Source organism: Acidovorax sp. NCPPB 3576 (assembly GCF_028473605.1).
Classification (GTDB): domain Bacteria; phylum Pseudomonadota; class Gammaproteobacteria; order Burkholderiales; family Burkholderiaceae_C; genus Paracidovorax.
Window position 1 is genome coordinate 1,417,957 of the sequence record NZ_CP097267.1, and the last position, 15,252, is coordinate 1,433,208.

The 15,252-nt window shown below is 69.3% G+C and carries 9 protein-coding genes; 6 read left to right on the top strand and 3 right to left on the bottom strand.

The genetic code is table 11. From position 1 onward, the window contains the following. Positions 1 to 1,221 (bottom strand): MFS transporter, encoded by a 1,221-nt coding sequence (locus tag M5C98_RS06660; RefSeq protein ID WP_272551757.1) that lies wholly within the window; start codon positions 1,219 to 1,221, stop codon positions 1 to 3. A gap of 136 nt (positions 1,222 to 1,357) precedes the next feature. Here M5C98_RS06660 and M5C98_RS06665 point away from each other — a divergent pair, with 136 nt between their 5' ends. From M5C98_RS06665 to M5C98_RS06680, 4 genes are all read left to right on the top strand, one after another. After that, positions 1,358 to 3,340 (top strand): DNA topoisomerase IV subunit B, encoded by a 1,983-nt coding sequence (locus M5C98_RS06665; protein ID WP_272551759.1) that lies wholly within the window; start codon positions 1,358 to 1,360, stop codon positions 3,338 to 3,340. Positions 3,341 to 3,409: 69 nt separating this feature from the next. Then, positions 3,410 to 4,192, top strand: coding sequence for a lytic transglycosylase domain-containing protein (locus M5C98_RS06670; RefSeq protein ID WP_272551761.1), 783 nt, complete (start codon positions 3,410 to 3,412; stop codon positions 4,190 to 4,192). Positions 4,193 to 4,207: 15 nt separating this feature from the next. Then, complete coding sequence (gene parC, locus M5C98_RS06675) at positions 4,208 to 6,559, top strand: DNA topoisomerase IV subunit A (protein WP_272551763.1); 2,352 nt, start codon at positions 4,208 to 4,210, stop codon at positions 6,557 to 6,559. Positions 6,560 to 6,694: 135 nt separating this feature from the next. Next, a complete protein-coding gene (locus tag M5C98_RS06680) occupies positions 6,695 to 8,536 on the top strand; it encodes a methyl-accepting chemotaxis protein (protein ID WP_272551765.1) in 1,842 nt (613 codons plus the stop codon). An 89-nt stretch (positions 8,537 to 8,625) separates the two neighbouring features. On the opposite strand, the gene M5C98_RS06685 is transcribed toward M5C98_RS06680, so the two are convergent. Both M5C98_RS06685 and M5C98_RS06690 read right to left on the bottom strand, forming a co-directional pair. After that, a complete protein-coding gene (locus M5C98_RS06685) occupies positions 8,626 to 9,084 on the bottom strand; it encodes a RidA family protein (RefSeq protein WP_272551767.1) in 459 nt (152 codons plus the stop codon). A gap of 205 nt (positions 9,085 to 9,289) precedes the next feature. After that, positions 9,290 to 10,954, bottom strand: coding sequence for a methyl-accepting chemotaxis protein (locus tag M5C98_RS06690; RefSeq protein ID WP_272551768.1), 1,665 nt, complete (start codon positions 10,952 to 10,954; stop codon positions 9,290 to 9,292). A gap of 178 nt (positions 10,955 to 11,132) precedes the next feature. Here M5C98_RS06690 and M5C98_RS06695 point away from each other — a divergent pair, with 178 nt between their 5' ends. Both M5C98_RS06695 and M5C98_RS06700 read left to right on the top strand, forming a co-directional pair. Beyond that, complete coding sequence (locus M5C98_RS06695) at positions 11,133 to 13,682, top strand: DNA internalization-related competence protein ComEC/Rec2 (protein WP_272551769.1); 2,550 nt, start codon at positions 11,133 to 11,135, stop codon at positions 13,680 to 13,682. Positions 13,683 to 13,778: 96 nt separating this feature from the next. Beyond that, a complete protein-coding gene (locus tag M5C98_RS06700; RefSeq protein WP_272551771.1) occupies positions 13,779 to 15,239 on the top strand; it encodes a circularly permuted type 2 ATP-grasp protein in 1,461 nt (486 codons plus the stop codon). Positions 15,240 to 15,252: the final 13 nt, after the last annotated feature.

Genomic DNA, 15,252 nt, shown 5'->3' on the forward strand with positions numbered 1-15,252 from the left:
TCAAGCAGAAGCCGGTTGCGGCGCCCGGTGGATCGGGCTTTCCTTGACTGGCAGGTTCACCAGCCCGGCCAGCACGCCCAAGCCGATGGACAGATACCAGACCAAGCTGTAGCTGCCCGTGGTGTCATACAGATAACCTCCCAGCCACACGCCCAGGAAGCTGCCGATCTGGTGGCTGAAGAACACGAATCCGCCCAGCATGGACAGGTGCTGCACGCCGAAGATCTGCGCCACCGTGGCGTTGGTGGGCGGGATGGTGGACAGCCACAGCACGCCCATCACCGCCGAGAACACGTACACCGACAGGGGCGACAGCGGCACCAGCAGGAACACGCTGATCGCCACGGCCCGCGCGAAGTAGATGAAGGCGAGGATGTAGCGCTTGGGGTTGCGCTGGCCCAGCGTGCCGGCGATGTAGGTGCCGAACACGTTGAACAGCCCGATCAGCGCCAGCGCGTAGCTGGCCACCTGCGGCGACATGCCGTGGTCCTTGAGGTAGCTGGGCATGTGCACGCCGATGAACACCACCTGGAAGCCGCACACGAAATAGCCCGCCGTCAGCATCAGGAAGCTCGGGTAGCGCAGCGCCTCGCCCATCGCCTGGCCCACCGTCTGCGATCGCTGGGCGGCGGCGCGGCCCTGAAAGCCGGGCTCGCGCAGGCCGAAGGCCAGCGGCACGATCAGCAGCACCATCGCGGACAGCACCAGCAGCGCCTCCTGCCAGCCCAGGCGCACTATGAGCTGGCCTTCCACCGGCACCATCAGGAACTGCCCGAACGAGCCGGCCGCCGCCGCCACGCCCATGGCCCAGGAGCGCCTCTCCGGCGCGATCTGCCGGCCCAGCACGCCGTAGATGATGGCGTAGGTGGTGCCCGCCTGCGCCGCGCCGATCAGCACGCCGGCCGTCAAGGCGAAGAGCGCCGGCGTGGGCGACAGGGCCATGCCGACCAGTCCCAGTCCGTACAGCACCGCCCCGCCGATCAGCACCCGGAACGCGCCGAACCGGTCGGCCGCCATGCCCGCGAAGATGCCGAAGCAGCCCCAGGCGAGGTTCTGCACCGCGATGGCCAGCGCGAACGACTGGCGGGTCCAGCCCATGTCCTGGGTGATGGGCTGCAGCCACAGCCCGAAGCCGTGGCGGATGCCCATGGACAGCGTGACGATGGCGGCGCCGCACACCAGCACCTGGACCATGGACAGTTTTTTGGGGTCTTGAGGCATCCGGCAAATGTATCCAAGGCGGACCATTCGCGCGTGCGCCTTGGCGACCGATTCCGTGGCGGACATCCGCTGCGACCAGAAAGGGGCTGGGTTTATATCCAGCCCATCCGGCCCTGCGGCACTACAATCCGCCCCCATGGCAGCCAAACCCTCCTCCACCCCGCCAAGCGAATACTCCGAAGGCTCGATCCGCGTCCTCAAGGGACTGGAACCCGTCAAGCAGCGCCCGGGCATGTACACCCGCACCGACAACCCGCTGCACATCATCCAGGAAGTGCTGGACAACGCGGCCGACGAGGCGCTGGCCGGCCATGGCAAGAAGATCAAGGTCACGCTGCATGCCGACGGCTCGGTCAGCGTGGAAGACGACGGCCGCGGCATCCCGTTCGGCCTGCACCCCGAAGAAAAGGCCCCGGTGATCGAACTCGTGTTCACCCGGCTGCACGCGGGCGGCAAGTTCGACAAGGGCTCGGGCGGCGCCTACAGCTTCTCGGGCGGCCTGCACGGCGTAGGCGTTTCGGTGACCAATGCGCTGGCCCTGCGGCTGGAGGCCAGCACCCACCGCGAGGGCAAGGTGGCCCGCCTGGTGTTCGAAGGCGGCGACGTGACCGAGCCGCTGGTGGCCCGCCCGCTCGCGGCCGGCGAGCGCAAGCAGGGCACCACGGTGCGTGTGTGGCCCGACGGCAAATACTTCGAGGCGATCGCGCTGCCCATGGGCGAGCTCACGCACCTGCTGCGCAGCAAGGCGGTGCTGATGCCCGGCGTGTCGGTCTCCCTCGTGAACGAGAAGACGCGCGAGACGCAGACCTGGCAGTACAAGGGCGGCCTGCGCGACTACCTCGGCCAGACCTTGAACGCCGACCCGGTGATCCCGCTGTTCGAGGGCGAGGGCTTTGCCGACCGCCACCACGAGAGCTTTGCCGAAGGCGAGGGCGCCGCCTGGTGCGTGGCCTTCACCGAGGACGGCCATCCGGTGCGCGAGAGCTACGTCAACCTGATTCCCACCAGCGCCGGCGGCACGCACGAAAGCGGCCTGCGCGACGGCCTGTTCAATGCCGTCAAGAGCTTCATCGAGCTGCATTCGCTGCTGCCCAAGGGCGTCAAGCTGCTGCCCGAGGACGTCTTCGCCCGCGCCAGCTACGTGCTGTCGGCCAAGGTGCTGGACCCGCAGTTCCAGGGCCAGATCAAGGAGCGGCTGAACTCCCGCGATGCGGTGCGCCTGGTGAGCGGCTTCGTGCGCCCGGCGCTGGAGCTGTGGCTGAACCAGCACGTCGATTACGGCAAGAAGCTGGCCGAGCTGGCCATCAAGGCGGCGCAGACGCGCCAGAAGGCCGGCCAGAAGGTCGAAAAGCGCAAGGGCTCCGGCGTGGCCGTGCTGCCCGGCAAGCTCACCGATTGCGAGAGCCGCGACCTGGCCCACAACGAGGTCTTCCTGGTCGAGGGCGATTCGGCCGGCGGCAGCGCCAAGATGGGCCGCGACAAGGAAAGCCAGGCCATCCTGCCGCTGCGCGGCAAGGTGCTCAACACCTGGGAGGTGGACCGCGACCGGCTCTTCGGCAACACCGAGATCCACGACATTTCCGTGGCCATCGGCGTGGACCCGCATGGCCCCAATGATTCGCCCGATCTCTCGGGCCTGCGCTACGGCAAGGTCTGCATCCTGTCCGATGCCGACGTGGACGGCTCGCACATCCAGGTGCTGCTGCTCACCCTGTTCTTCCGCCATTTTCCGAAGCTCATCGAGACGGGCCACATCTACGTGGCGCGCCCGCCGCTGTTCCGCGTGGACGTGCCGGCGCGCGGCAAGAAGCCGGCTTCCAAGATGTATGCGCTGGACGAGGGCGAACTGGTGGCCATCCTCGACAAATGCGCCAAGGACGGCGTGGCACGCGAGAAGTGCCAGATCAGCCGCTTCAAGGGCCTGGGCGAGATGAACGCCGAGCAGCTGTGGGAAACCACGCTCAACCCCGACACCCGCCGCCTGCTGCCCGTGCAGTTGGGCGATATGGACTTCGCCGCCACCGAAGGCCTCATCACCAAGCTGATGGGCAAGGGCGAGGCCGCCGCGCGCCGCGAACTGATGGAACTGCACGGCGACGCCGTGGAAGTGGACATTTGAGCCATGGCCTGGCGTGATCGGTTCGGGGGTTTGGGCCTTTTTGGCCTCTGGCGCATGATTTGCGCCGGCATGCTGCTATTGTTTTTGCAGCAAACGGCGCGCGCCGACCTGTGGGCCTATGTGGACGAGCGCGGCGTGACCCACTTCGCGGCCGAGCCGGTGGACGCGCGCTACGGGCTGTTCTTTCGCGGCAATGATTTCGACTCCACCCGCGACGGCCCGGCCGCGGCATCCGCGGGCGCCAGCGCGGCCACGCCGTCCGGCGCCCGGCTGCTGGCGTTCTTCGACATCTCCCCCGACTACAAGCGCGTCAAGCACCACCTGCGCGCATCGGCCAGCCAGAACGGCGTGGACTACGAACTGCTGCAGGCGCTGATCGCCACCGAGTCGGGCTTCGACGCGCGCGCCGTGTCGCCCAAGGGCGCGGTGGGGCTCATGCAGCTCATGCCGGCCACGGCGTCCCGCTTCGGCGTGGCGGGCGAGGCGCGCCGGTCGGTGGAGCAAAAGCTCACCGAGCCGGCCATCAACGTGTCTGCCGGCGCGCGCTACCTGCGGCACCTGCTCGACCTCTTCGATGGCCGCACCGACCTGGCGCTGGCCGCCTACAACGCGGGCGAGGGCGCCGTGCAGCGCGCCGGCAACCGCATTCCGGCCTACCGCGAAACGCAGAACTACGTGAAAAGCGTGCTGGGCCTGTATGCCCAGCTCAAGCCACCCGCCCCGCTGCTGGCCCACCGGGCCGCGCCGGGCCGCGTGCGCATGGAACTGGGCAGCGGCCCGGACGAAACCTCTCCCTCCAGCGCTGCGGCCGGCCTGCCGGCCCGCAACGTCGGCGCCCCGCGCGCCCCTTGACCTTCGATTTCCCGAATGAGCGACCAAACCCCTCTCGATCTTGCCCCGCCCGAATCGGACGACAACCTGAGCCTGGCCGGCTACGCCCAGCGCGCCTACCTGGAATACGCCCTGTCCGTGGTCAAGGGCCGCGCGCTGCCCGACGTGTGCGACGGCCTCAAGCCGGTGCAGCGCCGCATCCTCTATTCCATGGACCGCATGGGCCTGGGGTATTCGGGCCCGACCCGCAACGTGGCCGCCAAGCCGGTCAAGAGCGCCCGCGTGGTGGGCGACGTGCTGGGCCGCTTTCATCCGCACGGCGACCAGTCGGCCTACGACGCGCTGGTGCGCCTGGCGCAGGATTTCAACCAGCGCTACCCGCTGATCGACGGCCAGGGCAACTTCGGCAGCCGCGACGGCGATGGCGCCGCGGCCATGCGCTACACCGAGGCGCGGCTGTCGCGCATCACCAGCCTGCTGCTGGACGAGATCGACGAGGGCACGGTCGATTTCATGCCCAACTACGACGGCAGCACGCAGGAGCCGCGCCAGCTGCCCGCGCGCCTGCCGTTCGCGCTGCTCAACGGCGCCAGCGGCATCGCGGTGGGCCTGGCGACCGAGATCCCGAGCCACAACCTGCGCGAGATCGCCGATGCCTGCGTGGCGCTCATCAAGGCGCCGCAGCTGTCCGAGGCGGAGCTGATGGCCATCGTGCCCGGGCCGGACTATCCCGGCGGCGGCCAGATCATCAGCACCGCGGGCGACATCGCCGATGCGTACCGCACGGGGCGCGGCAGCTTGAAGGTGCGTGCGCGCTGGAAGATCGAAGACCTCGCGCGCGGCCAGTGGCAACTCATCGTGACCGAGCTGCCGCCCGGCGTCAGCACGCAGAAAGTGCTGGAGGAGATCGAAGAGATCACCAACCCCAAAGTCAAGGCCGGCAAGAAGGCCCTGTCGCAGGACCAGGTGCAGCTCAAAGGCAGCGTGCTGGGCGTGCTCGATGCCGTGCGCGACGAGTCGAGCAAGGACGCTCCGGTGCGCCTGGTGTTCGAGCCCAAGACCGGCAAGGTGCCGCAGCAGGAGCTGATCACCACCTTGCTGGCGCACACCAGCCTGGAGACGTCCTCTCCCATCAACCTGACCATGGTGGGCGGCGACGGCAAGCCCATGCAGAAGTCGCTGCGCAAGATGCTGGAGGAGTGGATCGCCTTCCGCCAGGGCACCATCGTGCGGCGTTCGCAGCACCGCCTGAACAAGGTGCTGGATCGCATCCATATTCTCGAGGGGCGGCAGATCGTGCTGCTCAACATCGACGAGGTGATCGCCATCATCCGCGCGAGCGACGAGCCCAAGGCCGCGCTGATCGCGCGCTTCGCGCTGTCGGACCGGCAGGCCGAGGACATCCTGGAAATCCGCCTGCGCCAACTGGCACGGCTGGAGGCGATCAAGATCGAGCAGGAACTGAAAGAGCTGCGCGTGGACCAGGGCAAGCTGGAGGACATCCTGGGCAATCCGGGCTCGCTGCGCCGGCTCATGATCAAGGAGATCGAGGCCGACGCCAAGACCTTCGCCGATGCGCGCCGCACCCTCATCCAGGCCGAGAAGAAGGCCATCGCGGAGGTGCGCGTGGTGGACGAGCCCGTGACCGTGATCGTCTCGCAAAAGGGCTGGGTGCGCGCGCGCGGCGGCCATGGGCACGAGCCGGGCAGCTTCGCCTTCAAGGCGGGCGACGGCCTGTATGCCACGTTCGAATGCCGCACGGTCGATACGCTGCTGGCCTTCGGCAGCAACGGCCGGGTGTATTCGGTGGCGGTGTCGCTGCTGCCGGGCGCGCGCGGGGATGGACAGCCGGTCACCACGCTCATCGAACTGGAGTCGGGCACCCAGCTGCTGCACTACTTCGCCGGGCCGGCGGCGGCCACGCTGCTGCTGGCGGGATCGGGGGGCTATGGCTTCCTGGCCTCGGTCGAGAACATGACGGCGCGCCAGCGGGGCGGCAAGGCCTTCATTTCGCTGGGCGAGGGCGAGACCGTGTGCCGCCCCTCCCACGCCTGGGGCACCAGCGGCGCGCAATTGCTGGCGCCGGCCACGCACGTGGCCTGCGCGTCGGCGGGCGGGCGCATCCTGACCTTCGAGATCGGCGAACTCAAGACCATGGCCAATGGCGGACGCGGCCTGATGCTGATCGACCTGGAGCCGAAAGACACCCTGGCGGGCGCGGTGGCGTACACGCGCAGCATCCGCCTGGAAGGCCTGGGGCGCGGCGGCAAGGAGCGCGAGGAGACGCTGGAGATCCGGTCGCTGAACAACGCCCGGTCGCCGCGCGGGCGCAAGGGCAAGGCCGCCGATCTGGGCTTCAAGCCGTCGGCGGTGTTCCGGCTCGAATAGCCCTTTGCGGCTGGCAACCGGTGCGCACCTGCCGGTTTGTGCAGCGCACAAGGGTTTTCGCCCTGCACAAGGCTGCCCGACCGTGGGCACCATGGAGATCTCTTTATTGGTTGCTGGGGCGAACGGAGATCGGCCATGAAAAATCTGCGCATTTCCCACAAGCTCTGGGGGGCCGTCGTCGCGATCGTGATCGCGCTGGCCGCCGTGGTCGGTATCTCGGCCTACCGCTCGGCCGCCACGCAGGCCCGCTCCGCGCAGGTCACGGCCGACATGTCCACGCGGGTGGAGGCGGCGCTGCGCTGGGCCGGGCTCACCGAGACCAATGCCGCGCGCACGCAGGCCATCATCGTGGGCAGCGATCCGGCCGTGGAGGCGGAGTTCAAGGACCTGATCGCCGCCACCTCCGCGCAGATCACCGAGGTGCAGAAATCGCTGGAGGCCTTGCCGCTGTCGGACACCGATAGGGCGCAGATGGCCGCCATCGCCACCGCCCGCAAGACGATGACCGACCTGCGCGCGCGGGCGCGGCAATTGAAGGCCGATGGCCAGCAGGCCGAAGCCACGGCGCTCGTCAAGCAAAGCTACAACCCGGCGGTGGCGGCGTACCTGAAGACGCTGCGGGACTTCGTCCAGCTGCAGCAAAGCAATGCCCAGGCCGGGCAGCAGGCCGTGGCGGCCGAGCGGCTGGTGACCGTGCGCGTGGGCGCGCTGGCCGTGGCGCTGCTGGTGGCGGCCATGGTGGCGGGCGCTTATTTTCTGATCCGCAGCATCCAGCAGCCGCTGGCCGAAGCCAACGCCCTGGCCGCGCGCATCGCGGGCGGCGACCTGAGCGCCACGCACACGTCGGTGCGCGGCGATGAGTTCGGCGAGCTGCTGCGCTCGCTGCAGACCATGGGCGATGCGCTGGGCCGCATGGTGCAGCAGGTACGACGCAGCACCGACAGCATCGCCATCGCCAGCGCGGAGATCGCCGCGGGCAACCAGGACCTGTCGGCCCGAACCGAGCAGACGTCCAGCAACCTGCAGCAGACCGCCGCGACCATGGGGCAGTTCTCCAGCACCCTGCAGCAAAGCGCCGGCAGTGCGCGCGAGGCGAGCGGCCTGGCCGAAGGTGCTTCGGGCGTGGCGCGGCGCGGCGGCGAGGTGGTGGCGCAGGTGGTGGCCACGATGGAGGAGATCCAGCAAAGCAGCCGCAAGATCGAGGACATCATCGGCGTGATCGACGGCATCGCCTTCCAGACCAACATCCTGGCGCTCAATGCCGCGGTCGAGGCGGCGCGTGCGGGCGAGCAGGGCCGGGGCTTTGCCGTGGTGGCGGGCGAGGTGCGCCTGCTGGCCGGGCGCAGCGCCGAGGCCGCGCGCGAGATCAAGGGGCTGATCGGCGCCTCGGTGGAGCGGGTGCATGCGGGATCGCGTCTGGTGCAGGACGCGGGCGCCACCATGGCGGACATCGTGCAGTCGGTGCAGCGCGTGGCCGACATGATCGGCGAGGTCACGGCGGCGGCATCGCAGCAAAGCTCGGGCATTTCGCAGGTGAACCAGTCCGTCGGCCACCTGGACCAGATGACGCAGCAAAACGCCGCGCTCGTGGAGCAAAGCGCCGCTGCGGCGCAGAGCCTGCGCGAACAGGCCGATCAATTGACGCGCATCGTGTCGGTGTTCCGGGTGGACAGCGATGCGGCATGGGCGCCGGGCGCCGTGGCTGCGAAGGCCCCGGTGGCCGCGCCGGCAGTGCGCCCTGCGCCGCGTGCCGTCGCTGCGTCGGCCAAGGCGCTGGCCCCGCATGCCAGGCCGGCGCCCGCGCTCAAGGCCGCAGGCGCCTCGGCAGCCAGTGGGGCATCCTCGGCGAACCCGCCGGTTTCAACCCCTGCGCGGGCGGCCAGACCGGCGGCGCCGAAGAGCGCACCCGCTCCGAGGCCCGCAGCCGCTCAGCGCGAAACGGCTGGCGGTGGTGACGATGACTGGACGTCGTTCTGACAAGCCGGTAAAGCACCGGCAGGGGATGGGGGCGGATGCCCCAAGGCCCGTGCCCGCGCGGCTGGCCTTGGGCGATCGGTGAAGCGCGATCAGCCCAGTTCGGCGATCAACTCGATTTCCACGCAGGCGCCCATGGGGATCTGCGCCACGCCGAAAGCGCTGCGGGCATGCACGCCCTTGTCGCCGAACACCTGGCCGAACAGCTCGCTCGCGCCGTTGGTCACCAGGTGCTGCTCGGTGAAATCGCCTGTCGAATTGACCAGGCTCATGACCTTGACGATGCGCTGGATGCGGTTCAGGTCGCCGCCGGTGGCGGCATGCAGCGTGCCCAGCAGGTCGATGGCCACGGCCCGTGCGGCGGCCTTGCCTTCTTCGGTGGTGATGTTGCGGCCGAACTGCGCGGCCCAGGGCTTGCCGTCCTTGCGCGCGATGTGTCCGCTCAGGAACACCAGGTTGCCGGTCTGCACGTAGGGCACATAGGCCGCGGCGGGGACCGAGACGGGCGGCAGGGTGATGTCGAGTTCTTTCAGCTTGTCGTAAACGCTCATGGTGTTCCTTGGCAACGGGGAGGAGTAGGAAGGCAGAAAGGCCGCAGGCCAGGGGGCCTGCGGCGCAGCGCGCAAGTGTTGCACAACCTGCTTTCGTTTCTTCCCATTCGTTGCTCGCGGTGCCAATCCCTCTGGCCGCGTTGGTTCGCGGCCGCACCGTGATCGTCCCTTCCGTGGCCGCCCGGAGCGGACGGCGCGCGTGGGTTCAGGCCAGGGCCGGGCGGCGTGGCTGGAAGGCCGAGGGCAGGGCGGTTTTGGCTGCGCTGCGCAGGGCTGGCTGGCCGGGGGCGGACAGCATGGCATGGGCATCGAGCTTGAAGATGGCGACCGCATCCACCAGCCGGCGCGTCTGCTGCTCCAGGCTCTGGGCCGCTGCGGCGCTTTCTTCCACCAGCGCGGCGTTTTGCTGCGTGGTCTGGTCGATCTGGCTGATGGCCTGGCTGATCTGGCCCACGCCGGCGCTCTGCTCGGCGCTGGCGCCACGGATCTGCGCCACCATTTCCGTGACGCGCTGGATCGCACCGACCACTTCCTGCATCGTGCGGCCGGCCTGGTCCACCAGCTCGGTGCCCTGCGACACCCGCTCCACGCTGGTCCCGATCAAACCCTTGATCTGCTTGGCGGCATCGGCCGAACGGCCGGCCAGGCTGCGCACCTCGGACGCCACCACCGCGAAGCCGCGGCCCTGCTCGCCTGCCCGGGCGGCTTCCACCGCGGCGTTGAGCGCCAGGATGTTGGTCTGGAAGGCGATGCCGTCGATCACGCCGATGATGTCGGAGATCTGCCGCGAGCTGTCGTTGATGTCCCTCATGGTCTTGACCACCTGGGTCACCACGCCGCCGCCTTGCGTTGCGACCGTGGCCGCGTTCTGCGCCAGTTGATCGGCCTGCTTGGCGTTGTCCGCGTTGTTGCGCACGGTGGTGCTGAACTGTTCCATGGTCGAGGCCACTTGCTCCAGCGAGCTGGCCTGCTCTTCGGTGCGCTGGCTCAGGTCGGTGTTGCCGGTGGAGATTTCCATCGAGCCCGTGGCGATGGAGTCGCTGGCGTTGCGCACTTCGGCCACGATCGACACCAGGCTCTGCTGCATGGTGCCCAGAGAGGCGAGCACGCTGCCGGCCAGGGCGCTGGCCACACGGGGCATGTCGGACAGGTCGCCCTGCGCGACGCGCTGGGCTGCGAAGCTCAGTTCGGCGGGCTCGGCACCCAGCGAGCGGGTGAGGCTGCGCGTGATCAGCACGCCGGCGATGGCGGCCGCGGCGAAGGCCAGCAGGCAGGCGCCCAGCAGCAGGGACCGCTGCCACTGGAACTCGGCCTCCGCTTCCTTGACCAGGGCCGTCGCCCGGCTGTCCGTGGCGGCCGCGTATTCGTTCGTCTTGGCGATCAGCGCCGCCAGCAGGGGGCGGCATTCCGCGTTCATCTTGGTGGTGGCCTGTTCGCGCTGGCCGGACACGGCCAGGTTGATGATGTCCAGCGCCACGGTGCCGTAGGCCTGCTCCACCTTGTCGATCTCGCCCACCAGGGTCTTGATGGCCGGGGGCACCTCGCCGTGGCTGACCATGTCTTTGAGCTTGGCCATGCTGGCCTGCACGTCCTTGTGCGCGTCGATCGCCGCCGCCTTTTCAGCCGCGATGTCGGCATCGCTCTTCACCAGCACCAGATTGCGGGCCGCGATGGCCCTGCGGTCCACCGCCGTGCGGATCTGCTCGGCCAGCTTGGCGCGTGCAGCAACGCCGTGCACGTAGCCGCTGAAGTTCTCGTTGGCCCCGTTCAGCCCCCACACCGCCACGCTGGATGCCACCAGCACCAGAAGGGCCAGCATCCCGAAGGAAAGCGTCAACTGGGCTTTGACGGTGAGATTTCGCAGCGACATACGGCACTCCTAAATTGGATTAATTGATAAATATGATTCAAATGATAAGCGGCATTTTGCAAAAGTAAAGTTGAATCGGCGCCGGCCCGCGCCATGAATAAAGCGATGCCGACAGGCGGAAAGCATTTGGTTGGGGCGGAAAGGAAGCGTTGCTCAGGCACGCCATTAGCATGCGCGCATGCCGCTGCCGTCTCCTGCCTTCGCTGCTCCCGCAACGCCTGCCGTGGCGCGCCCCTGGCGCTGGCCGTGGTGGCTTGGCGGGGTGCTCGCCGGAGCGGCGCTGCAACTCATGCAGGCGGCGCTGTGGCCGCTGGCCGTGTATGCGGTGGCGGCGCTGGGCGGGCTGTTGGCGGCCATTGCGGCAGCCGTGCCTTCACGCCGCATGCTGCCTGCCTGGTGCCGCTCGCGCGGCTGGATGTTCGCCGCGGGTCTGGTCTTCATGGCGGGTGCGACCGGCCTGCGCGCGCTTGTGTTTTTGCAAGGGGCGTTGCCGCCGGCGCTGGAAGGCCGCGACATTCACCTGGTGGGCGTCGTGGCTGCCATGCCGCAGACCGGCGAATCCGGCGTGCGGCTGCGCATGGTGGTGGAATCGGCCTTGCTGGACGGTCGAGCGGTCGCCGTGCCTGCGCTGATCGACGTGGCCTGGTATGTCGGCGCGTTCGGCGAGGCGCCCGGCGCGGCGGATGTGCGGCGCCTGTCCACCGGCGTGCGGGCCGGCGAGCGTTGGCGCATGACGGTGCGCCTGAAGGCGCCCCACGGCCTGCGCAACCCCCAAGGCTTCGATGCCGAACTGGCCTGGTGGGAGCAGGGCGTGCAGGCCACCGGCTACGTGCGCACCGGCGCGCGGGACGAGCCGCCGCTGCGGCTGGAGGCGACCTGGCAGTATCCCGTGCAGCGGGCGCGGCAAGCGGTGCGCGATGCCATCCTGGCCCACCTGGCGCCCGTTGGTGCGGCAGCCGATTCGGACGACGGCGGCACCGCCGCCCGCGCCCGGGCCGCGGGCGTGGTGGCGGCCCTGGTCACCGGCGACCAGCGGGCCATCGACCGGGCCGACTGGGATGTGTTCCGGGCCACGGGCGTGGCGCACCTGGTCAGCATCTCGGGCCTGCACATCACGCTGTTTGCCTGGCTGGCGGCCACGGTGGTGGGCGCGTTCTGGCGCCGCGTTCCGCGCCTGTGCCTGGCGGTGCCCGCGCCGACGGCGGCGCTGGCCGGGGGCGTCCTGCTGGCCTGGGCCTATGCCGTGTTCAGCGGATGGGGCGTGCCGGCGCAGCGCACGGTGTGCATGCTGGCCACCGTGGCGCTGCTGCGGCTTTCGGGGCGGCGCTGGCCGTGGCCGCACGTCTGGCTGCTGGCCTGCGCAGTGGTGGTGCTGGCCGATCCCTGGGCGCTGCTGCAGGCAGGGTTCTGGCTGAGCTTCGTCGCGGTGGCGGTGTTGTTTGCTACTGATTCAATAGCAAAGGAGGCAGATAGATCTAGGGCATCGGGCCGATTGGTGTCCATGCTGCGCGAGCAGTGGGTCGTCACGCTCGCCCTCACGCCGCTCACGCTGCTGCTGTTCGGGCAGGTGTCCATCGTCGGACTGCTGGCCAACCTGGTGGCGATTCCCTGGATCACGCTGCTGGTCACGCCGCTGGCTTTGGGCGGCACCCTGTGGGCGCCGCTGTGGACCGCCGCCGCGTGGTGCGTGCTGCCCTTTGCCGGCCTGCTGCAGTGGCTGGCCGCGCTGCCATGGGCCGCCGTCTCGCTGCCCGCCGCGCCGGTGTGGGCGGGCGTGGCCGGGGTGGCGGGCGGCACGCTGCTGGCCTTGCGCTGGCCCTGGCCGTTGCGGGCGCTGGGCGTGCCGCTGCTGATTCCCGTGCTGTGGTGGCAGCCGCACCGCCCGCTGCCGGGCCAGTTCGAACTGCTGGCGGCCGATGTGGGCCAAGGGCAGGCCGTCCTCGTGCGGACCGCGCACCACGCCATGCTGTACGACGCGGGCCCGCGCTATGGGCTGGAGAGCGATGCCGGCGACCGCGTGCTGGTGCCGCTGCTGCGCAGCATGGGCGAGCGCATCGACCTGTTGATGTTGAGCCACCGCGACACCGACCACACCGGCGGTGCCGCCGCCGTGCTGGCGCAGCAGCCGCAGGCGGGGCTCATGGGCTCGATCGAGAACGAGCATGCCCTGCAGCAGTTGCGCCCCGCCGTGCCTTGCCTGGCGGGCCAGCGCTGGGCGTGGGACGGCGTGCTGTTCGAGCTGCTGCATCCGCTGCAGGCGCAGGCGCACGACGATGCGCCGCAGGCGGCGCCCCGGCCTGCCGTGCGGCCCAACACCCTGAGCTGCGTGCTGCGGATCACGGCGGCCCCATCGCAGGAGGGTGCCCCGCCTTCCGCCCTGCTGGCGGGCGACATCGAGCAGGCGCAGGAGTCCGCGCTGCTGGCCCGTGGCGCCATCGGGCCGGCCGATGTGCTGCTCGTGCCGCACCATGGCAGCAAGACATCTTCGACGGCGGCGTTCCTGGATGCGGTCCGCCCCCGCACCGCGCTGGTGCAGGCCGGCTACCGCAACCGCTTCGGCCACCCCGCGCCGGACGTGGTGGCCCGCTACCGCGAACGGGGCGCCGTGCTGCTCGACTCGCCGCGCTGCGGCGCGGCCACATGGGCGTCCGAGGCGCCCCGCGAATGGCGCTGCGAACGCGATGCGGGCCGGCGCTACTGGCACCACGCACCGGCGCCTTTGCCGTAGCCACCGGTCCCGGGCCCGTGGCGGGGGACGCTGGCCACCCGAAGTCGCCAAAACCCGGCTCACAACTTGCTATGCTGGTTGCAGGAGGCACCAGTTATGCAGAAGTTCGATGAGATGTACACGACGCTGCCGTTCGACGGCAGCGATGTGCGCCCCCACTACAAGCGCTACGGCCAGTGGTTGTCGGGCCAGCCAGACGAGGCCATGCAGGCGCGCCGCGCCGAGGCCGAGATGATTTTTCGCCGCGTTGGCATCACCTTCGCGGTGTACGGCGCCAAGGACGAGGAGGGCGCCGGCACCGAGCGGCTCATTCCCTTCGACCTGATTCCCCGCATCATCCCCGCGCACGAGTGGGCCCGCATGCAGCAGGGGCTGGTGCAGCGCGTCACCGCCCTCAACCGCTTCATCCACGACGTCTATCACGGCCAGGACATCCTGCATGCCGGCATCGTGCCCTCCGACCTGATCCTGAGGAACGCCCAGTACCGGCCCGAGATGGCCGGTGTCGATGTGCCGCGCAACCTCTACGCGCACATCGCCGGCATCGACATCGTGCGCGCCCCGGATGCGAGCGGCAACGGCATCTACTACGTGCTCGAAGACAACCTGCGCGTGCCCTCGGGCGTGTCGTACATGCTGGAAAACCGCAAGATGATGATGCGGCTGTTTCCCGAGCTGTTCCGCACCCACCGCGTGGCGCCCGTCGCGCACTATCCCGACCTGCTGCTGGACACCCTGCGCGCGAGCGCCCCGGCCGCCACGGCGCAGCCTACGGTGGTGGTGCTGACGCCCGGCATGTACAACAGCGCGTACTTCGAGCACGCCTTCCTCGCGCAGCAGATGGGCGTGGAATTGGTCGAGGGCCAGGACCTCGTGGTCAAGGACAACTTCGTGTACATGCGCACCACGCGCGGCCTGAAGCAGGTGGACGTGATCTACCGCCGCGTGGACGACGATTTTCTCGACTCCAAGGTGTTCCGCTCCACGTCCACCCTGGGCTGCGCCGGCCTCATGGACGCCTACCGCGCCGGCAACGTGGCCATCTGCAATGCCGTGGGCACGGGCATCGCCGACGACAAATCGGTGTACCCCTACGTGCCCGACATGATCCGCTTCTACCTGGGCGAGGAACCCATCCTCGCCAACGTGCCCACCTGGGTGTGCCGCAAGCCCGACGACCTGGCCTATGTGCTCGATCACCTGCACGAACTGGTCGTGAAGGAGGTGCACGGTGCCGGTGGCTACGGCATGCTCATCGGCCCGGCCGCGACGAAGGCCGAGATCGAGGAGTTTCGCGCCGCCGTGCTGGCCAACCCCTCGGGCTACATCGCCCAGCCCACGCTGTCGCTCTCCAGCTGCCCGACCTACGTGGAATCGGGCATCGCACCGCGCCACATCGATCTGCGCCCCTTCGTGCTGAGCGGGCAGAAGGTGCAGATCGCCGCTGGCGGCCTGACCCGCGTCGCCCTCAAGGAGGGATCGCTCGTCGTGAATTCATCGCAAGGCGGGGGCACCAAGGACACCTGGGTGCTCGGGGAAGAAGGGAGCGTTGCATGAAGCCGCTGGCCCA